The organism is Actinophytocola sp. (assembly GCF_035762905.1).
GTDB lineage: Bacteria > Actinomycetota > Actinomycetes > Mycobacteriales > Pseudonocardiaceae > DASYTH01.
Map to the genome: position 1 here is coordinate 38,650 of NZ_DASUCC010000144.1, position 24,908 is coordinate 63,557.

The window sequence follows — 24,908 nt, forward strand, 5'->3', positions numbered from 1 at the left end:
GGAGTTCACTGTGATCACCAGGATGTCGTCGCTGTTCCTGCGCACCCTGCGCGAGGACCCCGCGGACGCCGAGGTGCCCAGCCACAGGCTGCTGGTGCGCGCCGGTTACGTCCGCCGCGTCGCCCCGGGCGGGTACTCCTGGCTGCCGCTGGGCCTGAAGGTGCTCCGCAACGTCGAGCGGATCGTGCGCGAGGAGATGGACGCCATGGGCGCCCAGGAGATCCAGTTCCCCGCGCTGCTGCCCCGCGAGCCCTACGAGGCGACCGGCCGGTGGACCGAGTACGGCGACAACCTGTTCCGGCTCAAGGACCGCAAGAAGGCCGACTACCTGCTCGGCCCCACCCACGAGGAGTTGTTCGCGCTCACCGTGAAGGGCGAGTACAGCTCCTACAAGGACTATCCGGTCATCCTGTACCAGATCCAGACCAAGTACCGGGACGAGGCGCGCCCCCGGGCCGGCATCCTGCGCGGCCGCGAGTTCCTGATGAAGGACTCCTACTCCTTCGATCTCGACGACGCGGGCCTGGTCAACTCCTACAACCTGCACCGCGACGCCTACATCAAGATCTTCGACCGGCTCGGGATCAGCTACGTGATCGTCTCGGCGATGTCCGGTGCGATGGGTGGCTCGGCCTCCGAGGAGTTCCTGGCCGAGGCGGAGACCGGCGAGGACACCTTCGTACGCAGCACCGAGTCCGGCTTCGCGGCCAACGTCGAGGCCGTGGTCACCCCGGCGCCCCCCGCACAGTCCACTGCGGACAAACCGGCCGCGCAGGTGCACCACACCCCGGACACGCCCACCATCGAGACCCTGGTGGACTTCCTGAACGCCGCCGGGTTGGGCCGCACGTTCACCGCGGCGGACACGCTGAAGAACGTCATGGTGAAGACCCGCGCGCCCGGTGAGGACAAGTGGCAGCTGCTGGCCGTCGGCGTGCCCGGCGACCGCGAGGTGGACTTCAAACGCCTTGAGGCCGCGGTCACGCCCGCCGACGTGGCCATCCTCGAGGAGGCCGACTTCGCCGCGAACCCGTTCCTGGTGAAGGGCTACATCGGCCCGAAAGCCTTGCAGAACAACGGGGTCCGCTACCTGGTCGATCCCCGCGTCGTGACCGGCACGGCCTGGGTGACCGGCGCGGACAAGGCCGACCACCACGTGGTGGACCTGGTCGCCGGCCGGGACTTCACGCCGGACGGCACGATCGAGGCCGCCGAGGTGCGCGCCGGCGACCCCTCACCGGACGGCCGGGGCACGCTGGTCGCGGCGCGCGGCATCGAGGTCGGGCACATCTTCCAGCTCGGCCGCAAGTACGCCGACGCGTTCGCCCTTGACGCGCTCGGCGCCGACTCGAAGCCGATCCGGATCACCATGGGCTCCTACGGGATCGGGGTGTCCCGGCTGGTCGCGGTGATCGCCGAGCAGTCGCACGACGAGCACGGCCTGGTGTGGCCGAGGGCGGTGTCCCCGGCGGACGTGCACATCGTGATCGCGGGCAAGGACGACGCGGTGCGTGCCGGGGGCGAGCGGCTGGCCGCCGAGCTCGACGAGGCCGGCCTTTCGGTGCTGCTGGACGACCGCACGGCCACGCCGGGAGTGAAGTTCGCCGACGCCGAGCTGGTCGGCGTGCCCACGATCGTGGTGGTCGGCCGCGGATTGGCCAGTGGCGTTGTCGAGGTGAAGGACCGGGCCACCGGCGAGCGCACCGAGGTCGCGGTGGACGACGCGGCGTCCCACCTGGTGGCGTTGACTAGGCGCTGAGCACCGCGGCCAGCACGGCCGACGTGTCGGCGAGGCCGGGCAGCACGACGGTGGCGCCGGCGGCGTGCAGCGCGTCGGCGTCGTACCGGCCGGTGGTCACGCCGACGGTGACCGTGCCGTGGTGCCGTCCGGCCAGCATGTCCAGCGGGGTGTCTCCGACGACAACGACCGAGTCCGGCGGGTACCGCCGGCCGTACTTGGCCGCGGCCTGCGTCATCGCCTCGGCGACCAGGTGGTGCCGCTCCAGCGAGATCGCCCCGTACCCACCGACCTCCAGGTCGACGTAGCGGTCCAGCCCGAACGGCTCCAGCTTGAGCCCGGCCAGCTCGGGCAGGTTGCCGGTGACCAGGGACTGCAGCACGCCGCCGCGACCGGCCAGCTCGGCGAGCGCTTCGGCGGCGCCGGGCAGCGCGCGGCCGAGGGTGGCCAGGTCCGGCCGGTCGGCGCGGGCGAGCCGGACCAGCTCGGCGAACACCCGCTGCACGTCCTCCTCCTCGCTCCGGGCGCCGTGCAGGGCAAGCAGCTCGGCGGCCAGCGCGCGCTCGGTCCGGCCGGCGAACTCGGGCATGTGCAGCAGATCGATACCGAGGACATTGCTGATCGCCTCGGCATACCATCGGCGCCCGACGCCGCTGTAGTCGACCAGGGTCTGGTCGATGTCCCAGAGCACGAGGATCATGCGGTCATCGTCACATGGGTCCGGAACTGGGGTTGAGGGCCACTTCGCGCCGGTTTCCGTCGTAGAGTGTCCCGTTGTTCAACGCTTGTTGAAAGGATGCCCATGGACGCCGGCCAAGCTCCCAAACCCCTCTTACTCGCCGTGGTCGCCGCGCTGATCGGCGCCGTGGTGGCCGCCATCGTCGGCCTGCTCACGTTCGGCGTGCAGGCCACCGCCGAGCGCGAGCACGTTCCGCTCGCCATCGAGCTGGCCGGCGACGCGCCGCAGCTGCGCACCGTGGCCGACCGGATCACCAGCCTGAGCGGCGACCTCGTGTCCTGGCGGGTCACCGCCGCCGGCGAGGCGCGCAAGCTGTTGGAAGACAAGGAGATCTACGGCTACCTGCGGCTCGCCCCCGGCACCCCGCCGGCCACGGCGATCGTGGTCTCCGACGCGGTCAACCCGCAGGCCACCCTGGCCGCGCAGGGCATCCTCGGCGCCGTGGCCGGGACGCTCGACCAGCCCGGCGTCCCGGTCCAGAACCTGCACTCGACCGGCATCGCCGGCCGGGTCGCGCCGCTGGCCGCGAGCGGGCTGCTGTGGCTCGCCGGCATGGTCGGCGCGCTGCTGTTCGGCCTGCTCGCCGTCCGGCGCGGGATCCGGGCCGGCCTGGTCAGCCGGGCCACCCTCACGGTCGCCGGGAGCCTGGCCGGGGTCGCCGTGGTGGCCGGCTTCTTCCGGCTGTGGAGCGACTTCCTGCCGCTGACCGCCGGCGTGCTCGGCTTCCTGCTGCTCACCGCGCTGGCCTTCGCGGCGGTCCAGGGCGCGCTGTTCCGGCTGCTGGGGATCCGCGCGATGGCCATCCTCGGCCCGCTGTACCTGATCGCCCCCGCGGTCGCCGGCACGGTCCCGGAACTGCTCGATCCCGCCTACCGGGTGACGCTGTGGTCCTGGACCCCGTTCCGGTTCTCCACCGAGGGCCTGCGCAGCCTGCTGATCGGCACCCCGGCGGCCCCGGACGTGCGCACCGGCGTGCTGGTGCTGTCGATCATGGCCGTGGTCGGGCTGGCCGTGCTGCTCTGGCCCGGCCGGTCAACCGGTCAGCAGGCTCAGCCGGACCCGGCGGACCGGGTTGTCCCCGTTGGTGTCGACCAGGCAGACGGACTGCCAGGTGCCGAGCGCGAGCCGGCCGTCGAGCACGGGGACGGTGGCGTACGGCGGTAGCAGCGCCGGCAGCACGTGGTCCCGGCCGTGGCCGGGTGACCCGTGCCGGTGCCGCCAGGTCGCGTCCGGCGGCAGCAGCCGGCGCAGGGCGGTGAGCAGATCGTCGTCGCTGCCCGCCCCGGTCTCGATGATCGCCAGGCCGGCGGTGGCGTGCGGCACCCACACGTGCAGCAGGCCGTCGCCGGCACCCGCCTCGGCCAGGAACCGCTCGCATTCCCGGGACAGGTCCCGGACCACCTCACCGGAGCCGGTCCTGATCTCAATCTCTTTGCTGTGCACGGAGTCAAACCGTAACGTCGCGAACATGCGCACCGCTTTCGGCGAGACCTTCGACGTGCCCACCGGCTACCTCAACACCGCCGGCATCGGCGTGCCGCCGACCAGCGTGGCGGACGCCGTGGCGGTCGGGGTCTCCATGTGGCGCACCGGATCCGTGCAGCCGCACGAGTACGACAAGCACGTGGCGGTGGCCCGGGAGGCGTGGGCCAGGCTGACCGGCGTGCCGACCGCCTCGGTGGGCACCGGGGCCAGTGTCTCCCAGATGATCTCCCTGGTCGCGGCCAGCCTGCCGGTCACCACCCGGGTGGTCACCGTGCGCAACGAGTTCACCAGCGCCACGTTCCCGTTCGCCGCGCGCGGGATGCCGGTCACCGAGGTGGAACCGGCCGATCTGGTCCGGGCCGCCCGGGAGCACGACCTGGTGGTGGTCAGCGTGGTGCAGTCGGCCGACGGCACCGTCGCCGACCTGGCCGGCCTGCGCGCGACCGGGACCCCGGTGCTGCTCGACGTCACCCAGGCCGCCGGCTGGCTGCCGCTGGACCTGGACTGGGCCGACTGGGTGGTCGGCGGCAGCTACAAGTGGCTGCTCGCGCCGCGCGGCGCCGCCTGGCTCGCGGTCCGCCCGGACCTGCTCGAGCTGACCCGGCCGGTCGCCGCCAACTGGTACGCCGGCGAGGACCCGTGGGACTCGATCTACGGTCTGCCGCTGCGGCTGGCCGGCAACGCGCGCCGGTTCGACCTCGGCCCGGTCTGGTTCTCCCAACTGGGTGCCGCCGCCGCCCTGCCGTGGCTGGCCGACCTGGACCGGACCCGGGTCCGGGACCACTGCGTCGGCCTGGCCAACGCCACCCTCGCCGGTCTGAACCTGCCGCCCGCCGACTCGGCGATCATCTCGATCGACGTGCCGGACGCGGCCGCGCGGCTGACCCGGGCCGGGGTCAGGGCCAGCGTGCGGGCCGGGCGCACCCGGCTGGCCTTCCACCTCTACAACACCCAGGAGGACGTCGATCTGGTGCTGGGCAGTTTGGGTAGCGCAGCGTGAGCTACTACGGTGAGCCCCCGTGTCGGCACCACATCCTCCTGGTCAGCCGCCGTGGCCGGGACTCGGCGGCGGGGGCGAGGAAACCACGCCGCTGCGGGGCCGCGGCGAGCCGGTCCAGTTCCGCGCCGAACCCCCGGCTCGGCAGCAGAATCCCGCGCTGCTCTGGGTGCTGCGCGGCCTCGGCCTGCTCGCCGTCGCGGTGATCTCCGGGCTCACCTGGTACTACCTCAACGACGAGGCGCAGCCCGCGCCGTCGGCCGCGACGCCCACCGAGGAACAGCGCACCGGCCAGTTCACCTTCACCCCGGTGCCGGAGGTGGCCGCGCCCCGGCACGACAGCAACTGCGCCGAGCACGCCTACGACAAGGTCAAGGCGTTCCTGCAGAGCACTCCGTGCCAGCAGCTCACCCGCGGCCTCTACACCACGACCAGCCAGGACGGCCGCAAGGTCTACGCCAGCGTGTCCGTGGTCCGCATGGCGTCCGACGCGGACGCGGCCCAGCTCCGTGAGCTGGCCGACAAGGACAACACCGGCAACGTCAACGACCTGGTCCGCGAGGGCATCGTCAAGCTTCCGCCGCTCAACTCGCTGTCCGGGGGCGGTGGCTACCACGCCGTGCAGCACGGCCAGAACGTGATCATCGTCGAGGCCGACTTCGCCCCGGGAACCGAGAAGGGCGACAAGAAGAAGGACGAGGACACCCTCGACACCATCTGCGTCGACGCCACCCTCCTCGGCGACCGAATCGGTGCCTGACCGGCGCTACGGCTGACCCGGGAGCGCCGGCGTGACCGGCGACTGCCCGGCGGCCTTGCGCCACCGGGCGGCCCGGACCGCCGCCGTGGTGAGCGCCTCCAGCGCGGCCGCGCGCAGCTCCGCCGAGTCGGTGCGCTCCAGCACCGCGCGCCACGCCACCGTGGTGTCCGCCTCGGCGGTGACCAGCAGCGCCAGCGCCGAGGCCTGGTCGGTCACCGGGTCGGGGGGCAGGTAGGCCGGCTCGGCCGGCCGAGGCGTGCTTCCGGCGGCGGCCAGGAACCGCTCGGTGGCGTCCCGCCGGGCCCGGTGCGCCGCCATGCCGGCGGCCACCGGCGCATCCAGGCCGGCCGGCAGGAACGCGCTGACCAGGCCGTAGACCCACACCGCGGCGTGCTCGGCACCCAGCGCCGCCTGGACGGCGTCGGACGCCTCCGCGGGCAGGGCAGCGGCCGAGGAGGGCGACGAGGACGGCTGGATCATGCGAGCACCTCGCGCAGGCTCGCGCAGCCGGCGGCCACCGAGCCCACCAGCCCGGCCCGGTACCGGGGCAGCGAGCCGACCAGCGCGGCCGCGCTCGACTCGGCCGCGGTCAGCGCCGTGACCAGCGCGGCGCCCGGATCGGCGGGTACCGCCGGGGCGGTGCTGGAAGGCGGCGCGCTGGCCGAGGTGCGCGGCGGGCGTTCCCGGTCCACCTCCCGTTGCAGCGCCTCGGCGTGTTCCGCGCGGGCCGAGGACACCGAGCCGGCCGCGGTCGCCAGGGCCGGCACCGCGGCGGCGATGGCGGCGGCCAGTGCGGCGTCCGAGCGCGCGGTCTCGGCCAGCGCGGCGAGCGGGTCGGGTGGCGGGGGAGGAGGCGGTGTCGACGTGCACGCGGCGAGCACGACGGGTGCCGCCAGGACGGCACGTAACACCTGGCGGCGACTCGCGATGGCATCTCCCCTCACAAAGAGTCATCCTGCCAGGCGCGTGGGAGACGTGCGGGAACGCTCCTGACTGGCCCACGCTCCGTAAGGAGTTAGGCTTGTCAACCACGGTCGGTTAGTGCAGCGCCGGCCGTGGTGGATGCTGCCCTCATTCGCTGCACGCGCGCACCACTTGGAGCGACCACGGTGGCCAGTCAGCGACAACCCGGAACACTCGAGCCGGTGGTCGCCGACGCCGTCACGGCGATGGGTCTCGACCTCGAGTCGGTGGACGTGACGACGGCCGGCCGGCGCCGGCTTGTCAAGGTCGTCGTGGACTCCGACCAGGGCATCGGGCTCGACCAGGTGGCCGAGGTGAGCAGGGCGGTGTCCACCGCGCTCGACTCCCATGACCCGGATGGGACCGTCCTGGGCGGACCGTACACGCTCGAGGTCACCTCGCCGGGTCTTGATCGCCCGTTGACCATGCCGCGGCACTGGCGGCGCGCCAGGCTGAGGCTGGTCAAGGTGCGACACGATGACGGCGGCACGTTCACCGCCCGGGTCGGGGACTCCGATGAGGACGGCGTCGAACTGCTCGTGGACGGCACGCTGCGGCGGCTGCGCTACGCCGACGTGGCACACGCCGTGGTGGAGGTGGAGTTCAACCGGCCACCCACCGAGGAACTGGAGCGGCTCGCGAACGCCGAGCGTGACGTGGAGGAGGAGTCGAGGTGAACGTCGACATCGCGGCGCTCCGCGCAATCGAACGGGACAAGGACATCCCGTTCGAGACGGTCCTGGACGCCATCGAGACCGCACTGCTGACCGCCTACAAGCACACCGACGGCCACCAGCCGCACGCCAAGATCGACGTCGACCGGCGCACCGGCGTCGTCCGGGTGATCGCCTACCGCCTCGGCGAGGACGGCACGGTCGAGGAGGAGTGGGACGACACCCCGGAGGGCTTCGGCCGGATCGCCGCCACCACCGCGCGTCAGATCATCCTGCAGCGGCTGCGCGACGCCGAGAACGAGAAGACCTTCGGCGAGTTCTCCGCCAAGGAGGGCGAGATCGTGGCCGGCGTGGTGCAGCGCGACGCCCGGGCCAACTCGCGCGGCATGGTCGTGGTCCAGGTCGGCGACACCGAGGGCGTCCTGCCCGCCGTCGAGCAGGTGCCCGGCGAGCGCTACGAGCACGGCACCCGGCTCAAGTGCTACGTGCTCGGCGTGTCCCGGGGAACACGCGGGCCGCAGATCACGTTGTCCCGAACGCATCCCAACCTGGTCCGGCGGCTGTTCGCACTCGAGGTGCCGGAGATCGCCGACGGCACGGTGGAGATCCCCGCGGTGGCGCGTGAGGCAGGTCACCGCTCCAAAATCGCGGTCCGCTCGACGGTGCCTGGAGTCAACGCCAAGGGCGCCTGCATCGGTCCGATGGGGGCCCGGGTGCGCAACGTGATGAGCGAGCTGGTCGGCGAGAAGATCGACATCATCGACTACTCCGAGGACCCGGCGACCTTCGTCGGCAACGCGCTGTCCCCGGCCAAGGTGGTGTCGGTGCGGGTGGTGGACGAGCGGGCCAAGACGGCCCGGGTGGTCGTCCCGGACTTCCAGCTGTCCCTCGCGATCGGCAAGGAGGGGCAGAACGCCCGGCTGGCCGCCCGGCTGACCGGCTGGCGGATCGACATCCGCAGCGACGCCGCCGCAGCGACCCCGACGCCCTCCGGTTCGGTCGACTGACGAACACGAGATAGACTCTTGATGGTTCATCGTCACGAACCGGCTCCCGCATGTCCTCCGGGTACGGGACCCATGCGGACCTGCGTCGGATGCCGGGTCAGGGCGATGGCTGGTGAGTTGCTACGTGTCGCTCTCGTGGATGGGGACCTGGTTCCCGATCCACGGCGGCGGTTCGGCGGTCGGGGAGCCTGGTTGCATCCCGATCTGGACTGCCTGGGCAGAGCCGAGCGGCGCCGAGCGTTCCCCAGGGCCCTGCGGGTGCCCGGACCGCTCGACGTCACGGCGTTGCGTGAGTGGCTGGAGCAGTGACCCACCGCGGCACCGACCGGGGACTTTCCCCGGCCGCGGAAGAAGAAAGAAAGCAGGTCGACCCGTCATGAGTCAGCCGTGAAGCTGAAGCCATGAACGTGAGGCGATAGGACGAGGTCGAGCGGGACCCTAGCCGCCGGCCTCACTCATCCGAGGAGAGCAGTGGCAGGCAAGGCCCGAGTGCACGAACTCGCGAAAGAGTTCGGAGTCACCAGCAAGGAGCTTCTCGCCAAGTTGAAGGATCTTGGCGAGTTCGTGAAGTCCGCGTCCTCCACAGTGGAGGCGCCGGTGGCCCGCAGGCTGCGGGACACGTACGCGAAGAAGGGCGAGGCAGCCAAGGACAACGGCGCCCCGCCGGTCAAGGCGGTCGCGCCGCAGGCCGTGGCCACCCCGGCCAAGTCCGCCCCGGCGGCAACGGCGCCGGTTGCCCCGGCCACCCCCAAGACCGAGGCCCCCAAGCCGGCGACCAAGCCCGCCGGCCCGCGGCCCGGCCCCAAGCCCGCGGCCAAGCCGGCCGCCGCTCCCGAGCCCGCGGCCGCCGCGGCGGCCGCGGCGGAGCCAACCGTCGAGGCTCCGCCGCCGCCCGCGGCCGAGCCCGCCAAGCCGACGACCGCTCCGGACGCCGCGCACCCCGGTCACACCGTGGTGCCGCCCAAGCCGCAGTCGCCCAAGCCCGGTCCGCGCGCCCCGCGGGTCGGCAACAACCCGTTCGGCGTCGGTGCCGGCGCACCCCCGCCGCGGCCGTCCGCGCCGCGCCCGGCCGGTGGTCCGGGCGGCGAGCGTGCCGGCCGGCCCGGTGACGGCCGGCCGACCCCCGGCCCGCGCGGCGGTTCGGCTCCCGGTGGGCCGCGCCCGCCGGCCAGCCCCGGCAACATGCCGCCCCGCCCGAACCCGGGCATGATGCCGCCGCGTCCGGCCCGGCCGGGTGGCGGCGGTCAGGGCGGCCCGCGTGGCGGTCCCGGCGGCGGCGCCCGGGGTGGCCCCGGTGGTCCCGGCGGCGGCGCCCGTGGTGGTCCCGGCGGCGGTGCCCGCGGTGGTCCCGGCGGTGGCGGCGGCGGGGGTGCCCGCGGCGGCCCCGGTGGTGGTGGCGGCGGTGGTGGTTACCGCGGTGGTCCCGGTGGTGGCGGCGGCGGTGCCGCGCCGACGACCGGTGGCGGTGGTTACCGCGGTGGCGGTGGCGGTGGCGGCCGGCCGGGTTCCGGTGGCGGCCGCGGCGGCGCGGCCGGTGCGTTCGGGCGTCCGGGTGGGCCATCCCGGCGCGGCCGCAAGTCGAAGCGGCAGAAGCGCCAGGAGTACATGGAGAACATGCAGGCGCCCAGCGTGGGTGGCGTGCGGTTGCCGAAGGGCAGCGGCGAGACCATCCGGCTGCCGCGTGGTGCCTCGCTGACCGACTTCGCCGACAAGATCAACGCCAACCCGGCGTCGCTGGTGCAGGTGCTGTTCCACCTCGGCGAGATGGTCACGGCCACCCAGTCGGTCTCCGACGAGGTGCTCGAGCTGCTCGGCTCCGAGATGAACTACGTGGTGCAGGTGGTCAGCCCGGAGGAGGAGGACCGCGAGCTGCTCGGGTCCTTCGACATCACCTACGGCGAGGACGCGGGCGGCGAATCCGACCTGCAGGCCCGGCCGCCGGTGGTGACCGTCATGGGTCACGTCGACCACGGTAAGACCCGCCTGCTGGACACCATCCGGAAGGCCAACGTGCATGAGGGCGAGGCCGGCGGCATCACCCAGCACATCGGTGCTTATCAAGTGGCCACGTCGCTTGAGGGTCGCGAGCGCCTGATCACCTTCATCGACACCCCGGGTCACGAGGCGTTCACCGCCATGCGTGCGCGTGGTGCGCAGGCCACCGACATCGCGGTGATCGTGGTCGCCGCCGACGACGGTGTGATGCCCCAGACGGTGGAGGCGATCAACCACGCCCAGGCGGCCAACGTGCCGTGCGTGGTCGCGGTGAACAAGATCGATAAGGAGGGGGCGAACCCCGCCAAGATCCGCCAGCAGCTCACCGAGTACGGGCTGGTCGCCGAGGAGTACGGCGGCGACACCATGTTCGTGGACATCTCGGCCAAGCAGGCGATCAACATCGAGGGTCTGCTCGAGGCGGTCCTGCTCACCGCGGACGCGGCGCTGGACCTGCGGGCCAACCCGGACATGGAGGCCCAGGGCGTGGCCATCGAGGCGCACCTGGACCGGGGCCGTGGCCCGGTGGCGACCGTGCTGGTGCAGCGCGGCACGCTGCACGTCGGCGACTCGATCGTGGCCGGCGACGCCTACGGCCGGGTGCGGCGCATGGTGGACGAGTTCAACGAGGACGTCGCCGAGGCGACGCCGTCGCGTCCGGTGCAGGTCATCGGGTTCACCTCGGTGCCCGGCGCGGGCGACACGTTCCTGGTGGTGGACGAGGACCGGGTCGCGCGGCAGATCGCCGAGCGGCGTTCGGCCCGCAACCGCAACGCCATGAACGCCACCCGGCGCACCCGGGTCAGCCTGGACAACCTCGACGCCGCGCTGCGCGAGACCAGCCAGCTGAACCTGATCATCAAGGGTGACAACTCGGGTACCGTCGAGGCCCTCGAGGACGCGCTCACGAAGATCGACGTCGGTGACGAGGTCGAGCTGCGGGTGATCCACCGTGGCGTCGGAAGCATCACCGAGGGTGACATCAACCTGGCGATCGCCGACAACGTCATCGTGATCGGCTTCAACGTCCGCGCCGAGGGCAAGGCCACCGAACTGGCCAACCGCGAGGGCATCGACGTCCGCTACTACACGGTGATCTACCAGGCGATCGACGAGATCGAGCAGGCCCTGAAGGGCATGCTCAAGCCGATCTACGAGGAGGTGGCGCTCGGCAGCGCCGAGGTTCGCGAGGTGTTCAAGTCCTCCAAGGTCGGCACGATCGCGGGTTGCCTGGTGACCTCCGGCGAGATCCGGCGGAACACGAAGGCCCGGCTGCTGCGCGACGGCAACGTGGTCCAGGAGAACCTCAACGTGGGAACGTTGCGCCGGTTCAAGGACGACGTGACCGAGGTCCGGGAGGGCTTCGAATGCGGTCTGACGCTCGGCTCGTTCAGCGACATCAAGGTCGAGGACGTGGTCCAGACCTACGAGCTGCGCGAGAAGCCGCGCACCTGACAGCGTCGCGTGTACGGCGCAATGTCACATTCCCGCGCTCCTAGCCGGTGAATGTGGCATTGCGCCTGACGGCCTGGAGTGATGCCCGTTGTTCGTCGGTGCCCTCGAGTTGGACGTGCTGCTCGGTGACGTCCGCTCGTTGAAGGAGAAGCGATCCGCGGTTCGCCCGGTGATCGCCGAGCTGCGCCGCAGGTTCGAGGTGAGCGCGGCCGAGGCCGGCCATCTCGACCTGCACCGGCGCGCTTTGATCGGGGTGGCCGCGGTCGCCCCGGACGCGAAACACGTGCGCGATCTGCTGGACGCCTGTGAGCGCCTGGTGGCCGGGCGCCCGGAGCTGGACCTGCTGTCCGCCCGGCGCCGGCTGCTCGGCCCGGATGACGAATAGGAGAAGCCGCCGTGCCTGACGCACCCCGTGCCCGCAAGCTTGCCAAGCGCATCGGGCAGATCGTCGCGTCCGCACTCGAGCACGAGGTGAAGGATCCGCGCCTGGCCCGGGTGACGATCACCGACGCCCGGGTGACCGCGGATCTTCGGGACGCCACCGTCTACTACACCGTGCTCGGCGACAAGCTGGACACCGCCCCCGACACCGCAGGCGCCGCCGCCGCACTGGACAGCGCCAAGGGCGTGCTGCGCACCATGGTCGGCCAGGCCACCGGCGTCCGGTTCACCCCCACCCTGTCGTTCGTCGCCGACACCGTGCCGGACGACGCCCGCCACATCGACGACCTCCTGGCCCGCGCCAAAGCCGCCGACGCCGAAGTGGCCCGCCTGGCCAACGGCGCCCAACCAGCCGGCGACCCGGACCCCTACAAGCCACCGCGCGAGGAACCCACCGAAGACTGACGGGGCCGCCCTTTTCGAGAGCTGGCGCCCCCTACCTCACAGGACCAGGTCGGCCGGGTCGAATGTGACCGGCACCGGTGCGGCGCGGCGGATGGTCACCGGGTTGCCCGGTGTGGCCCATACTTCCCGTACGTATCGCCCGTTCTCCAGGTAGTGCGCGGAGATTCGGCCGTTTTCGATCTCCCAGAAGCAGGGCACCCCGGCGGCGGCGTAGGCGGATTTCTTGTCCTCGCGATCGGCCCGGCGGTTGCCCGGCGACCAGATCTCGACGATCAGGGCCACCTGTTCGGCCTCGAAGCTTGCGCCGATGGGCTTGCCGCACAGCACCACGACATCCGGAATGACGCCCGTTCGCCAGGGGGTGCTGATCTCGAGCCCGACGGCGGGCACCTGGTAGAGGTCGGTGCGGCCGGCGGCGCTGATCGCCTTCTCGAGCAGCGCGAGCAGCTTCACGGTGGCGTACTGGTGCTCACCGGTGGGTGGTGGGATCACGTGGAGATGTCCGTAGAGGAGTTCGAGGCGGGATCCGTCGGGTGGGGGGTCGAGCCTTAACCACTGGTCGACCGTTGTGGGGCCGATGGGGTGCTCGAGTGCACTTGTCACGCCTCTCACCTCCTCTTATGGGATCACGGACAGTGTTGCATATCTCGAATTCGGGTGTCTGGGTCCGCGCGGCGGCGGGCTTCGGTAACCTCTCCGTGACCTTTCGGCGAGTGCCGGTGGTGATGACGGGTGACAGGTTCGGCGAGACGGTTCTCGCGGCGGGGTTTCCTGGTCGGTGGCCTCGGTGCGGCGGGGATCGCAGCCGCCCCAGGGTGTTCGAAGCAGGCGGCGGGGGGAGCCGGCGACGGTCCGGTGCAGTTGACCGCGGAATCGCTGAGCACGCCGACCATCGCACCGGAGCCGATCTCCACCGAGTGGGTGCAGTCGACGGCCCGGTCGGCCCAGGTCGAGCTGGTCACGATCCGCCCAGCGGGCGTGATCGGCAAGCTGCCGGTGTGCCTGGCGCTGCACGGCCGCAGCGCCAACGCCAAGACCTTCCTCGACCTCGGCGTTCCGGACGCGCTCAACCTCGCGACCAGCACCACCGGAACCCGCCCGTTCGCGGTGGTCTCCGTCGACGGCGGCGACAGCTACTGGGTTGCCAGACAACCGTCCGACGACCCGCAGAAGATGCTGTTGCAGGACCTGCCCATCTGGCTGTCCAACCGCGGCTTCGAACCGATCCCGTTCGCCGCCATGGGAATCTCGATGGGCGGCTACGGCGCCCTCAACTACGCCCGCAACCCCGGCCTGGCCGCGGTCGCCGCGATCAGCTCCGCCCTGTTCGACAACTGGACCGAAGCCCGCAAACGCAACGCCTTCGCCAGCGAGGCCGCGTGGGAGGCCACGGAACCGTTGCGCCACATAGACGAGCTCGGCGCCGCGACCCAGCTCGGGGTCTGGTGCGGCACCAGCGACCCGTTCATCGCCCAGTCCCGCCGCCTGGTCGAGCGCGCCCATCCCCGCATCTCCGCGATCACCGCGGGCGACCACACCGAGCCCTACTGGCGCCGCATCCTCCCCGAAGTCCTCCGGTTCATCGGCGCCGCCGCCCCCGCGGTCTGAGCCCGAACCGGAAACTCTGTTGCCGGAAACGGGGACTCGCGGGGAAAGCAGCCGTGATGACCAGCGGCGGGGCGGTCGGGGTGCGATATTGGGCGGGTGGGTTCGGATGATCTGTTGGGTGCGGCCGAGTTGTTGCGGCGGGCTACGGACGTCACGATCCTGGCCCATGTGAACCCGGACGCGGACGCGTTGGGCAGTGCGCTCGCGTTGGGCACGGCGCTGCGCCGGCGAGGGGTCGCGGTGCGGGTGTCCTTCGGCGCGCCGGGGGAGGTGCCGCGATCGTTGCGGGGGTTGGATTCGGACGGTTTGGTGGTGCCGGCCGGCGCGGTGCCGCGGGCGGTGCAGCTGTTGGTGGCGGTGGACGCGGGCAGTGCCGGGCGGCTGGGGCGGCTGGCCGACCGGGTGGCGGCGACGATCGCCTGTGGGGGAGCCGTGCTGGTGATCGATCATCACGCGTCGAACACCCGGTTCGGGACGCATCATCTGGTCGACGAGCGGGCCGAGGCGACGGTGGTGCTGGTGGCCCGGCTGCTCGACGAGCTCGGGGTGGAGCTGGACGAGCGGATCGCCCGGTGCCTGTACGCCGGGCTGGTGATGGACACGAGCATGTTCCGCCGCGCGACGCCGGACACACACCGGCTGGCGGCGCGGCTGCTCGAGGCCGGGGTGGACGCCGACGCGTTGACCAGACAGCTGGCCGGCAGCCACCCGTTCGCCTGGAGCCGGATGCTCTCCGCGGTGCTCGGCCGCGCCCAGCTCGAACCGGACGCGGTGGCCGGCCTCGGCCTGGTGCACACCGAGGTGCGGTTGGCCGACATGGCCGGGGTGGGCGTCGAGGAGGTGGAGAGCGTGGTGGACATCCTGCGCACCACCATCGAGGCCGAGGTCGCGGTCGTGCTCAAGGAGGTGGCGCCGGGGCGGTGGTCGGGATCGCTGCGGGCGGCCCGGCGGGTCGACGTGTGCGCCGCCGCCGTGGCGCTCGGCGGGGGCGGGCACCGGCTGGCCGCCGGGTTCACGGCCGGGGGCACCGCCGAGGAGATCCTGGCCGCACTGCGGGCCGCGCTTGCCCAGCCGGTCCTTATCTGAACCGATCGTGGTGTTACTCAGGGATGTGTTCTAAATTGTGCATTGCTTGCCGGATCTCTCTCCCGGTCAGCCCCAACGAGGAGGACTAGACCATGGCGACCGTGACCTTCGAGGGCGCGACCCGCTTCTACTCCGGCAACGACAAGCCGGCCGTTGACAACCTCGACCTCGAAGTCGCGGACGGGGAGTTCCTCGTCCTGGTCGGACCGTCGGGCTGTGGCAAGTCGACGACGCTGCGTATGCTCGCCGGCCTCGAGGGTGTCGACTCCGGCAGCGTGCGGATCGGTGAGCGGGACGTGACCAACCTGCCGCCCAAGGACCGCGACATCGCGATGGTGTTCCAGAACTACGCGCTGTACCCGCACATGACCGTCGCCGACAACATCGGCTTCCACCTCAAGATCAAGAAGGTGCCGAAGGCCGAGCGCATGGAGCGCGTGAAGGAGGCCGCCGCCCTGCTCGACCTGGAGCCCTACCTGGAGCGCAAGCCGGCCAAGCTGTCCGGTGGCCAGCGCCAGCGGGTCGCCATGGGCCGGGCGATCGTGCGCCGCCCGCAGGTGTTCTGCATGGACGAGCCGCTGTCCAACCTCGACGCCAAGCTGCGCGTGCAGACCCGCACCCAGATCGCCTCGCTGCAGCGTCGGCTGGGCGTCACCACGATCTACGTCACGCACGACCAGGTCGAGGCCATGACCATGGGCGACCGGGTGGCCGTGCTCAAGGACGGCATCCTGCAGCAGTGCGACACCCCGATCGGCCTGTTCGGCAAGCCCCGCAACCTGTTCGTCGCCGGCTTCATCGGTTCCCCCGCCATGAACCTGATCCCGGCCAAGGTCGCCGGTGAGGTGGCCGAGATCGGCGGTCAGATCATCGAGCTGACCCCGGCCCAGCGGTCCGCGCTGACCACCGACAGCGTCGTGGTCGGCATCCGGCCCGAGGGCTGGGACATCCGCTCGGCCGGCGAGGGCGTCGCCGTGACCGTCGAGGTGGTCGAGGAGCTGGGCAGCGACCAGTTCCTTTACTGCACGGCCAACGCCACCGAGGTCATCTCCGCCGACGAGAGCACCGACCAGCAGGAGGCCCCGCACGCGATCACGGTGCGGGCCGCCGGCATGTCGCACTGGCAGCGCGGCGAGAAGATCGGGCTCGTGCCCCAGCCCGGCGCGGTGCACCTGTTCGACGCCGAGACCGGCGACCGCCTGCCCGACTGACCGGGTGAGCCACCTCAGCCAGGAGATCGCCACCCAACCCGAATGCTGGCGGCGCGCCGCCGCGCTGGCCGCATCGCCGGATCTGCCGCGTCCGGGGGAGCGGGTCGCGGTGATCGGGTGCGGCACGTCCTACTACATGGCGATGGCCTACATCGCGCTGCGGGAACGGGCCGGGCTCGGCGAGACCGACGCCTGGCCGGCGTCGGAGTTTCCGGCCGGCCGGCGCTACGACCGGGTGGTCGCGCTGTCCCGGTCCGGCACCACGACCGAGGTGCTCGACCTGCTGTCCCGGGTCGGGTCGCCCAGCGTGGCGATCACGGCCGACCCGGCCGCGCCGATCGCCCGGGTGGCCGGCGCGGTGATCGCCTGCGAGTTCGCCGACGAAGCCTCGGTGGTGCAGACCCGGTTCGCCACCACGGCGCTGGTGCTGTTGCGCGCGCACCTGGGCGAGGACACGGCGGCGCTGCCGGACGCCGCGCGCCGGGCCCTGGCCGCGCCGCTGCCGGCGGCCGAGCAGATCACGTTCCTCGGCACCGGCTGGACGGTCGGCCTGGCCCACGAGGCGGCGCTCAAGCTGCGCGAGGCGGCCGGGTTCTGGACCGAGTCGTACCCGGCGATGGAGTACCGGCACGGCCCGATCGCGGTGGCCGCGCCCGGCCGGCTGGTGTGGATCTTCGGTGTGCCGCCGGCCGGCCTGGTCGACCAGATCCGGGCGACCGGCGCCGAGGTGACGACCTCACCCGAGGACCCGCTGGCCGACCTGGTCCGGGTGCACCGCCTCGCCGAGTCGCTGGCGGTCGAGCGCGGCCTCGATCCCGACCACCCGCGCCACCTGACCCGTTCCGTGCTGCTCGAGCAGGGCAACCGAGGAACCTGAGAAAGCGCCTCAGTCGAGACTGCGGCGGGGAGTGACCTCGCGGGCGCTGGGCACCTGGTGGCCGTGCGCGCAGACCATGCTCACGTGCACCTCGGCACCGCAGTCCCGGTGGTCGAGCACCACGGACGGACCGGCCTCGTCAGCCAGGTACTTGTCGCCCCACTGGAGCAGGCCGACCAGCACGGGGTAGAGGTCGAGGCCCTTGCGGGTCAGGCGGTACTCGTGCCGCTGCCGTTGGCCGGGCTCCTGGTACGGCTCCCGGCGCAGGATGCCGTTGTCCACCAGGTGGGCCAGCCGGGCGCTGAGCACCTGGCGGGGGGCGCCGGTGTTGGCCTGGATGTCGTCGAACCGCCGGACGCCGCTGAACGCCTCGCGCAGCACCAGGATGGTCCACCGCTCGCCGAGCAGCTCCACCGAGCGGGCGATCGAACAGTCAACCGGGAGGTAACGCGGCGCGAGTTGTTTCATCACATCTTCATGCTAAGTCTAGTTGACAGACCCAGCAATCGTCCGCCAGTCTGAGTGCGTGAATCAAACCCAGGTTGGCATCCGCCGGCCCACCGAGGCGGACACGGCGGCGGTGCACGCCTTCCTTGCCGGTTTATCGACCTCGACGCAGTACCAACGCTTCTTCACCGGCCTCGGCTCGGTCTCGCCGAGCCTGGTCCGGGAGCTGATCGCGGTGCGGCCGCGACAGCACGTCGTGCTGGCCGTCCGTGGCGCCGAGGTGGTCGGGCACGCGATGGCGGCCACCAACTCCGCAGGCGCCGTCGAGCTGGGCGTGGTGGTCGCCGAGGAGTACCGCAACCGGGGTCTGGCCTCCCGGCTGATCCGCACCCTGGTCGAGCAGGCCGCGGCAGCCGGGGCCGACCGGCTCCAGCTCGACGTGCTGTGCGAGAACGACCTCGTCCTGGATTGGATCCGCCGCCGGCTGCCGGACACCGTCTTCGAGCGGGACGGCAACACGCTGACCGGCTACGCCCCGCTGCACCCCGCGATGGTCGCCGCCAGTCCCGCTGCCTGAGCGGAGAGCATGTCGATCCGAGGGGTCCCCGTTCGACGCATCGGTAGAGCCTGACACGAACTGGGAGAACGACATGCGACGTACGCTTACCGCGCTCGGCGCGCTGGTGATCGTCCTGGCCGGCCTGACCGCCGGTACGGGCACGGCCGGCGCCGACCCGACCATCCACCCGGTGCGCGGCTGCGCCGAACTGGTCCGCGACTACGCGGTCCCGAACGCACCGACCCACGTCACCGCCGCCGAGGTACGCGAGGCGACCGGCGAGCCCCGGCACTGTCTGGTAACCGGCCACGTCGAACCGGCGGTCGGGTTCCGGCTCAAGCTGCCGTTGGACACCTACACCGGGCGTTACCTGCAGCTCGGCTGCGGCGGCCTGTGCGGGGCCTACTTCGGCGAGCCGTTCCCCGAGTGCGTGCCGCACGGCGGCGACGTGGCGGTCGCGGCCACCGACGACGGGCACACCGGGCGGGGGGACAACCCGTTCGTCCAGATCACCGACGGCATCTGGGCGGCGAACAACCAGGCCGCCCGGGACGACTACTTCTTCCGGGCACCGCACGTGGTGTCGCTCGCGGCCAAGCGGATCATCGCGGCGTTCTACGGAGCGGCGCCGCGGCACGCCTACTTCGACGGCTGCTCGACCGGCGGGCGGGAGGGGCTGCTGCTGGCCCAGCGCTACCCGCACGACTTCGACGGGATCATCGCCGGGGCCACGGCGCACGCCATGGGACCGCTGTTCGGCGTGTACTTCACGTGGCTGTCCCGCACGCTGGCGGACGGCACCGGGGCGCCGGTGTTCAGCCCGGACAAGCTGCGGGTGCTGCACAACGCCGTCGTCGCCGCCTGCGACCGGTTGGACGGGCTCGCCGACGGGGCGATCGAGGACCCGCGGGCCTGCCGGTTCGACCCGGCCCGGATCCAGTGCCCGGCCGGTGCCGGCCCGGACTGCCTGACCGCCGCCCAGGTGGCCACCGCCCGGACGCTCTACGCGGGACCGGTGGACGACCGGGGCCGGCGGCTCTACCCGGGCTGGGAGTCGCGCGGCTCCGAGCTGGCCTGGGAAGGGTTGGCGTTCCTGGCCCCGCTGCCGGACAACTACCTGCGCCACGTCGGCTACCCGATCGGGACGCCGCACTCCTCGCTGGCCGAGTTCCCGTTCACCGTGGCCGGGCTGAACGGCCTGACCCGGGAGGGGGTCAAGGGCAACGCGATGAGCCTGGACCTGTCGGCGTTCCGGCGGGCCGGCGGCAAGCTGATCCTCTGGCACGGCTGGGACGACCAGTCGATCCCGGCGGTCGGCACGGTGGACTACTACGCGCGGCTGTCGGCCCGCAACGGCGGGCTGCGGGAGACGCAGCGGTTCGCCCGGCTGTTCCTGGTGCCGACGATGTACCACTGCCTCACCGGCGGGTACGGCCTGACCGAGTTCAGCCCGTTCGCCGAGCTGGTCTCCTGGGTGGAGCGCGGCACCGCACCGGAACGGGTGCTGGCCGCGGGACGCGATCCGCAGAGCGGCGCGGTGACCCGAACCCGGCCGGTGTTCCCGTATCCCGCCCGGGCCGCCTACGACGGCACCGGCAGCGTGGACGACGCCGCCAACTTCGTGCCCGCGCCCCCGTTGGTCTCCCCGGCGCACGACGTGATCGACTGGGCCGGCAGCTATCTGCACAACCTTCCCGGTCCGGTGGCCCGCTGAAGAAAGTCGGACCGGTGTGTCGAGCCGGGTCCCGGTCCGATCGACGCATAGGCAGAAGCGAGAAAGTCGCTCGACCGAGAAGGAGAAGACGATGCGGTTCATGGCGATGGTGAAGGCCCCCGAGACCTCCGAGCCGCCGCCGCAGGCGCTGATGGACGCGATCGCCACGTTCGGCGAGGAGGCCGCGAGGGCCGGGGTGTTGGTCGAGAGCGGCGGGCTGGCCCCGACCGCGCTGGGTGCCCGGGTCCGGCTCGCCGGCGGGAAGGTCACGGTGACCGACGGGCCGTTCAGCGAGGCCAAGGAGATCATCGGCGGCTACGCGGTGTACGAGGTGAAGACCAAGGACGAGGCGCTGGAGTGGACCCGGCGGTTCATGGAGCTGCACAAGGAGAACTGGCCCGGTTGGGAAGGCGAGAGCGAGCTGCGCCAGGTCTTCGGGCCGGGTGACTTCCCCGGCTGATCACGACCGGACACGCGGGCGCCCCGGAACCTCTCCGGGGCGCCCGCGTGTCATCGCTGGCGCGAGCGGAACGCCGCGACGTGCACCCGGTTGGCGCACCGGGCCGAGCAGAACCGCTTGGCCTGGTTGGTCGAGGTGTCCAGGTAGAAGTTGGCGCAGCCGTCGGCGGCGCAATGCCCCCAGCGGCTCAGGCCGTGGCGCACGATGCCGGACGCGATGCCCCAGGACGCGGCCGCGGCGACCTCGGTGGCCGGCGACTCGGCGGGATCGGCCACGTGCACGTGCCAGTGCGGCTCGGACTCGTCGTGGCCGGCGGACAGCCGGGGGCGCAGCGGGTGCGCGGCCAGCAGCGCGTTGGTCTCGCGCAGCACGCCGTCCCGGTCGCCGGCCACCGCCGCGGCCAGCACCGCGCGCAGCCCGGCCGCGACCCGGCGCAGCATCCGCAGATCGGTGTCGGTGACCCGGTCGGCCCACCAGGGCTCGTCGTGCAGCGCCGCCTGCGCCGACCCGACGTCGTCCAACGTGGCGTTCGCCATCCGGAGGGCGACATCGAGGTAACTGGCATTGTCCATGAGCGGTCCTTACGATTAGGCTCGGGCGCGTCAGGGGCGTAATGGATAAGAGCACCTTACCGGAGGAGACATGCGGCAGGACACGGTGCCGGTCACCGGGCCGCTGCGCCAGGTCACCCGCCTGGCCCTGCCCGCGCTGGTCGTGCTCGCCGCCGAGCCGCTCTACGTGCTGGTGGACACCGCCGTGGTCGGACACCTCGGGGTGGTCCCGCTGGCCGCGCTGGCGGTCGGCGGCACGGTGCTCGCCCAGGTCTCCAGCACGCTGACCTTCTTCTCCTACGGCACCACCGCCCGCTCGGCCCGGCTGCACGGCGCCGGGCGGCGGGCCGACGCGGTGGCCGAGGGCGTGCAGGCCAGTTGGCTCGCGCTGATCGCCGGGCTGCTGCTGATCATCGCCGGGCAGCTGTTCGCCGGCCCGGTCGCCCGGCTGCTGGCCGGTCCCGGCGAGGTGGCCGACGCCGTGGTGGGCTGGCTGCGGATCGCGCTGCTCGGCGTCCCGTTCATCCTGATCACCATGGCCGGCAACGGCTGGATGCGCGGTGTGCAGGACACCGCCCGGCCGCTGCGCTATGTGCTGGCCGGCAACGGGATCTCCGCCGTGCTGTGCCCGCTGCTGGTCTACCCGGCCGGTCTCGGTCTCACCGGGTCCGCGGTGGCCAACGTGGTCGCCCAGCTGATCTCGGCGGGGTTGTTCCTGCGCGCCCTGATGGTCGAGCGGGTGCCGCTGCGCCCGGTGTCCGCGCTGATGCGCGCCCAACTCGGCGTCGGCCGCGACCTCATGCTGCGTACCCTGGCCTTCCAGGTCTGCTACATCACGGCCACCGCGGTCGCGGCGCACATCTCGGCGGCGACGGTCGGCGCGCACCAGATCGTGTTGCAGCTGTGGGTGTTCGTGGCACTGCTGCTGGACGCCGTGGCGATCGCCGCCCAGTCGCTGATCGGGGCCGCGCTCGGCGCCGACGACGGGCCGGGCGCGCAGCGGCTGGCCTACCGGCTCACCCGCTACGGCCTGATCTTCGGCGTCGGCACCGGCATCGTGTTCGCGCTGCTGGCCGGGGTACTGCCCGCGGTGTTCACCTCGGACCCCTCGGTGCTCGCCGAGATCCCGAACGCGTGGTGGTTCTTCGTTGCCCTGCAACCGATCGGCGGGGTCGTGTTCGCTTTGGACGGAGTACTGCTCGGGGCCGGGGACGCCGCGTTCATGCGCGACTCGACGCTGGTCGCCGCCGGGTTCGGCTTTCTGCCGGTGGTCCTGGCGTCGCTGGCGTTCGGCTGGGGCCTGGCCGGAATCTGGACCGGGCTGACCGTGTTCCTCGTGGTCCGGCTGGTCGCCGTGCTGGCCCGGCTGCGGTCCGGCCGGTGGGCGGTGCCCGGCGCCGTGCTCGGGTGACCCAGCACACGCTTAGCCTTGCTAACGATAGCGTCTGAGCTGCCGTTATAACGGGTGGAAGATCCAGGAACGAGGGAAAGGTCCGCGGCTTTGCCTTCCGCCACCCCACGTCGGGCGTTCGTGATCTGGTCGATGGCGGTCATGGTCTACGTCGCCGCGGTGTTCCACCGGACCTCCCTCGGCGTGGCGAGCCTGGACGCCGCCGACCGGTTCGGCGTCGGACCGACGGCGCTCGGCGCGTTCACCGTGCTGCAGATCGGTCTCTACGCGCTGATGCAGGTTCCGACCGGTCTCCTGGTCGACCACTTCGGGCCGCGCCGCGTGCTCACCGCTGCCGCCGTCCTCATGGGAACCGGCCAGCTGCTGTTCGCCCTCGCCGCCTCCTACCCGCTCGGCCTGCTGGCCCGGGCCGTGCTCGGGGTCGGCGACGCGATGACGTTCGTGAGCGTGCTTCGCCTGGTGGCCGCCCACTTCCCGGCCCGGCGCTACGCCGCGCTGACCGCGCTGACCGGAACGCTCGGCGGGGTGGGCAACCTGATCGCCACGGTGCCGCTCGCCCTGCTGCTCGGCGGGATCGGCTGGACGATCACCTTCGCCGTGGCCGGTGCCGTCACCGTGGCCTACGCCGCCGTGGTCGCGCTGCGGCTGCGGGACGTTCCGGCCGGGACGGTCGTGCCGCCGGTGCGGCCGGCCCTGTCCCTGCGCGCGGTGCTCGCCGACGTCGGCCGGTCCTGGCGGGTGCCCGGCACCCGGTTGGGGTTCTGGGTGCACTTCGCCACCATGGCCGCGCCCGGCGTGCTCGGGCTGCTGTGGGGCTTTCCGTACCTCGTCGAGCAGGGCCTGTCCACCGGAGCGGCCGGGTCGGTGCTGAGCATGCTGGTGCTCGGGCTGCTGGTCGGCGGCCCACTGATCGGCGTGGTGATCAGCCGCAGGCCCGACTGGCGGATGCCGTTCGTGGTCGGCTACCTGGCCAGCACCCTGCTCACCTGGCTGGTGCTGCTTGGCTGGCCGGGGGAGCGGGTGCCGGTGGTCGTGCTGGTCGTCGCGTTCGGTTGGCTGTCGGTCGGCGGCCCGGCGTCGAGCATCTCCTTCGCGCTGGCCCGCGACTACAACCCGCTGCACCGGGTGGGCACGGCAAGCGGCGTGGTGAACGTCGGCGGGTTCGTCGCGATCACCGCATCGGCGCTCGCGGTGGGGCTGCTGCTCGACCTCACCGGCTCGTTCGGGATCGCGCTGCTGTCCGTGGTCGGGCTCCAGGTGCTCGGCTTCTGGCGGACCGCCGTGTGGTGGCGCCGGGCACGGGCGGCGGTGTTCGCGGCGCAGGAGCGCGGCGAGGACGTGCCGGTCCGGTTGCGCCAGCGCCGGCGCTGGGACGTGACCGCCGCCGCGGCCTGAGTGAGCTTGCGCGCGGCGCATCGGGCCGGTCGGGCAAGATATCGGCCCGTGCAGCCAGGTCTGATCGTGATCGACAAACCGGGCGGGATGACCTCGCACGACGTGGTCGCCCGGGTCCGGCGGATCATGGGTACCCGCAAGGTCGGCCACGCCGGCACGCTCGACCCGATGGCCACCGGCGTGCTGGTGCTCGGCATCGAGCGGGCCACCAAGCTGCTCGGTCATCTCGCGCTGGACCGCAAGGCGTACCTGGCCACCATCCGGCTCGGCGCCGCGACCACCACCGACGACGCCGAGGGCGAGTTCCTGTCCACTGTGGACTCCGTGGAATCCGTTGCGGACCAGGACATTCGGGCCGGCATCACCGCGCTCACCGGCTCGATCGAGCAGGTGCCGAGCGCGGTCAGCGCGGTCAAGATCGACGGCAAGCGGGCCTACGCCCGGGTCCGGGCCGGTGAGCAGGTGGAGATCCCGGCCCGCACCGTCGAGGTGGACCGGTTCGACCTGCTGGAGACGCGCCGCCAGCCGGCCGCCATCGACCTGGACGTGCTGGTCGAGTGCTCGTCCGGCACCTACGTGCGGGCGCTGGCCCGGGATCTCGGCGCCGGCCTCGGCGTCGGCGGGCACCTGACCGCCCTGCGCCGGACCATGGTCGGCCCGTTCGGCCTGACGCTCGCCCGCACCCTGGACGCACTCGCCGCCGAGCCGGTGCTGTCGCTGGACCTGGACGCCGCCGTGGCCGCCGCCTTCCCGCGCCGCGACGTCGACCGCGAGCCGGCGCTCGCTCTCGCGCACGGGCAGCGGCTGCCGGCCGGCGGGATCACCGGCACCTACGGGGTGTTCGACCCGGACGGTCACGCCATCGCGCTCGTGGTGGACGAGGGCCCGGTGGCCCGGCCCCTGGTCGTGCTCTCCCCGGCCGGGTGACCG

General features: G+C 72.3%; 26 protein-coding genes. 19 read left to right on the plus strand and 7 right to left on the minus strand.

The genetic code is table 11. The annotated features are described in order from the left end of the window. Positions 1-10 precede the first annotated feature (10 nt). Positions 11-1,759, plus strand: coding sequence for a proline--tRNA ligase (locus tag VFV67_RS30560; protein WP_326474151.1), 1,749 nt, complete (start codon positions 11-13; stop codon positions 1,757-1,759). Here VFV67_RS30560 and VFV67_RS30565 read toward each other — a convergent pair. Together VFV67_RS30565 and VFV67_RS30570 are read right to left on the minus strand one after the other, a co-directional pair. Further along, positions 1,749-2,438: an HAD family hydrolase gene (locus tag VFV67_RS30565; RefSeq protein ID WP_326474152.1), complete on the minus strand. Its 690-nt coding sequence runs from the start codon at positions 2,436-2,438 to the stop codon at positions 1,749-1,751. The genes VFV67_RS30560 and VFV67_RS30565 overlap by 11 nt on opposite strands. Positions 2,439-3,509: 1,071 nt before the next feature. Beyond that, the gene (locus VFV67_RS30570; RefSeq protein ID WP_326474153.1) at positions 3,510-3,920 is read right to left on the minus strand and encodes a secondary thiamine-phosphate synthase enzyme YjbQ; all 411 of its coding nucleotides are present in this window, start codon (positions 3,918-3,920) and stop codon (positions 3,510-3,512) included. Between the two features lie 25 nt (positions 3,921-3,945). Between VFV67_RS30570 and VFV67_RS30575 the strand changes: the two genes are divergently transcribed. Next, positions 3,946-4,962, plus strand: a complete 1,017-nt coding sequence (locus tag VFV67_RS30575; protein WP_326474154.1) for an aminotransferase class V-fold PLP-dependent enzyme — start codon at positions 3,946-3,948, stop codon at positions 4,960-4,962. Positions 4,963-4,981: 19 nt separating this feature from the next. After that, on the plus strand, positions 4,982-5,719 hold the full coding sequence (locus VFV67_RS30580) for a hypothetical protein (protein WP_326474155.1): 738 nt from the start codon (positions 4,982-4,984) through the stop codon (positions 5,717-5,719). A 6-nt stretch (positions 5,720-5,725) separates the two neighbouring features. Here the strand turns inward: VFV67_RS30580 and VFV67_RS30585 are convergent, their stop codons facing one another. Both VFV67_RS30585 and VFV67_RS30590 read right to left on the minus strand, forming a co-directional pair. Next, the gene (locus tag VFV67_RS30585) at positions 5,726-6,199 is read right to left on the minus strand and encodes a ferritin-like domain-containing protein (protein WP_326474156.1); all 474 of its coding nucleotides are present in this window, start codon (positions 6,197-6,199) and stop codon (positions 5,726-5,728) included. Then, the gene (locus VFV67_RS30590; RefSeq protein ID WP_326474157.1) at positions 6,196-6,630 is read right to left on the minus strand and encodes a hypothetical protein; all 435 of its coding nucleotides are present in this window, start codon (positions 6,628-6,630) and stop codon (positions 6,196-6,198) included. The genes VFV67_RS30585 and VFV67_RS30590 overlap by 4 nt, the downstream gene beginning before the upstream one ends. Before the next feature lie 198 nt (positions 6,631-6,828). On the opposite strand from VFV67_RS30590, the gene rimP reads away from it, so the two are divergent. The 6 genes from rimP (at position 6,829) to rbfA (ending at position 12,659) form a co-directional block, all read left to right on the plus strand. Then, complete coding sequence (gene rimP, locus VFV67_RS30595) at positions 6,829-7,359, plus strand: ribosome maturation factor RimP (protein WP_326474158.1); 531 nt, start codon at positions 6,829-6,831, stop codon at positions 7,357-7,359. Next, complete coding sequence (gene nusA / locus VFV67_RS30600) at positions 7,356-8,363, plus strand: transcription termination factor NusA (protein ID WP_326474159.1); 1,008 nt, start codon at positions 7,356-7,358, stop codon at positions 8,361-8,363. The genes rimP and nusA overlap by 4 nt, the downstream gene beginning before the upstream one ends. 105 nt (positions 8,364-8,468) lie before the next feature. Beyond that, positions 8,469-8,672, plus strand: a complete 204-nt coding sequence (locus VFV67_RS30605; protein WP_326474160.1) for a YlxR family protein — start codon at positions 8,469-8,471, stop codon at positions 8,670-8,672. Between the two features lie 162 nt (positions 8,673-8,834). Further along, positions 8,835-11,813, plus strand: coding sequence for a translation initiation factor IF-2 (gene infB / locus VFV67_RS30610; protein WP_326474161.1), 2,979 nt, complete (start codon positions 8,835-8,837; stop codon positions 11,811-11,813). An 88-nt stretch (positions 11,814-11,901) separates the two neighbouring features. Next, complete coding sequence (locus VFV67_RS30615; protein WP_326474162.1) at positions 11,902-12,198, plus strand: DUF503 domain-containing protein; 297 nt, start codon at positions 11,902-11,904, stop codon at positions 12,196-12,198. Between the two features lie 11 nt (positions 12,199-12,209). Further along, a complete protein-coding gene (rbfA, locus tag VFV67_RS30620) occupies positions 12,210-12,659 on the plus strand; it encodes a 30S ribosome-binding factor RbfA (protein ID WP_326474163.1) in 450 nt (149 codons plus the stop codon). Positions 12,660-12,695: 36 nt separating this feature from the next. On the opposite strand, the gene VFV67_RS30625 is transcribed toward rbfA, so the two are convergent. Continuing rightward, on the minus strand, positions 12,696-13,262 hold the full coding sequence (locus tag VFV67_RS30625) for a Uma2 family endonuclease (RefSeq protein ID WP_326474164.1): 567 nt from the start codon (positions 13,260-13,262) through the stop codon (positions 12,696-12,698). A gap of 252 nt (positions 13,263-13,514) precedes the next feature. Here VFV67_RS30625 and VFV67_RS30630 point away from each other — a divergent pair, with 252 nt between their 5' ends. From VFV67_RS30630 to VFV67_RS30645, 4 genes are all read left to right on the plus strand, one after another. Then, the gene (locus VFV67_RS30630; RefSeq protein WP_326474165.1) at positions 13,515-14,267 is read left to right on the plus strand and encodes an alpha/beta hydrolase; all 753 of its coding nucleotides are present in this window, start codon (positions 13,515-13,517) and stop codon (positions 14,265-14,267) included. A gap of 96 nt (positions 14,268-14,363) precedes the next feature. Further along, entirely contained in the window at positions 14,364-15,353 is a 990-nt protein-coding gene (locus tag VFV67_RS30635; protein WP_326474166.1) for a DHH family phosphoesterase, read from the plus strand. A 92-nt stretch (positions 15,354-15,445) separates the two neighbouring features. Then, on the plus strand, positions 15,446-16,564 hold the full coding sequence (locus VFV67_RS30640; RefSeq protein ID WP_326474167.1) for a sn-glycerol-3-phosphate ABC transporter ATP-binding protein UgpC: 1,119 nt from the start codon (positions 15,446-15,448) through the stop codon (positions 16,562-16,564). 4 nt (positions 16,565-16,568) lie between these two features. Beyond that, positions 16,569-17,441 (plus strand): sugar isomerase, encoded by an 873-nt coding sequence (locus tag VFV67_RS30645; RefSeq protein WP_326474168.1) that lies wholly within the window; start codon positions 16,569-16,571, stop codon positions 17,439-17,441. Positions 17,442-17,450: 9 nt separating this feature from the next. Here VFV67_RS30645 and VFV67_RS30650 read toward each other — a convergent pair whose 3' ends face one another. Beyond that, positions 17,451-17,909, minus strand: coding sequence for a helix-turn-helix domain-containing protein (locus tag VFV67_RS30650; RefSeq protein WP_326474261.1), 459 nt, complete (start codon positions 17,907-17,909; stop codon positions 17,451-17,453). A gap of 58 nt (positions 17,910-17,967) precedes the next feature. Here VFV67_RS30650 and VFV67_RS30655 point away from each other — a divergent pair, with 58 nt between their 5' ends. The 3 genes from VFV67_RS30655 to VFV67_RS30665 all read left to right on the plus strand — a co-directional run bounded on the left by VFV67_RS30655 (position 17,968) and on the right by VFV67_RS30665 (position 20,621). Further along, positions 17,968-18,465 (plus strand): GNAT family N-acetyltransferase, encoded by a 498-nt coding sequence (locus VFV67_RS30655; protein WP_326474169.1) that lies wholly within the window; start codon positions 17,968-17,970, stop codon positions 18,463-18,465. Positions 18,466-18,538: 73 nt separating this feature from the next. Then, the gene (locus VFV67_RS30660; RefSeq protein ID WP_326474170.1) at positions 18,539-20,161 is read left to right on the plus strand and encodes a tannase/feruloyl esterase family alpha/beta hydrolase; all 1,623 of its coding nucleotides are present in this window, start codon (positions 18,539-18,541) and stop codon (positions 20,159-20,161) included. Between the two features lie 91 nt (positions 20,162-20,252). Then, positions 20,253-20,621: a YciI family protein gene (locus VFV67_RS30665; protein ID WP_326474171.1), complete on the plus strand. Its 369-nt coding sequence runs from the start codon at positions 20,253-20,255 to the stop codon at positions 20,619-20,621. Positions 20,622-20,671: 50 nt separating this feature from the next. Here the strand turns inward: VFV67_RS30665 and VFV67_RS30670 are convergent, their stop codons facing one another. Then, the gene (locus VFV67_RS30670) at positions 20,672-21,193 is read right to left on the minus strand and encodes a CGNR zinc finger domain-containing protein (RefSeq protein WP_326474172.1); all 522 of its coding nucleotides are present in this window, start codon (positions 21,191-21,193) and stop codon (positions 20,672-20,674) included. A 70-nt stretch (positions 21,194-21,263) separates the two neighbouring features. Between VFV67_RS30670 and VFV67_RS30675 the strand changes: the two genes are divergently transcribed. The 3 genes from VFV67_RS30675 (at position 21,264) to truB (ending at position 24,905) form a co-directional block, all read left to right on the plus strand. Then, entirely contained in the window at positions 21,264-22,583 is a 1,320-nt protein-coding gene (locus VFV67_RS30675; RefSeq protein WP_326474173.1) for an MATE family efflux transporter, read from the plus strand. Positions 22,584-22,673: 90 nt separating this feature from the next. Further along, a complete protein-coding gene (locus VFV67_RS30680; protein WP_326474174.1) occupies positions 22,674-23,978 on the plus strand; it encodes an MFS transporter in 1,305 nt (434 codons plus the stop codon). 66 nt (positions 23,979-24,044) lie between these two features. Continuing rightward, positions 24,045-24,905: a tRNA pseudouridine(55) synthase TruB gene (gene truB / locus VFV67_RS30685; protein ID WP_414636379.1), complete on the plus strand. Its 861-nt coding sequence runs from the start codon at positions 24,045-24,047 to the stop codon at positions 24,903-24,905. The last annotated feature ends 3 nt before the right edge of the window (positions 24,906-24,908 follow it).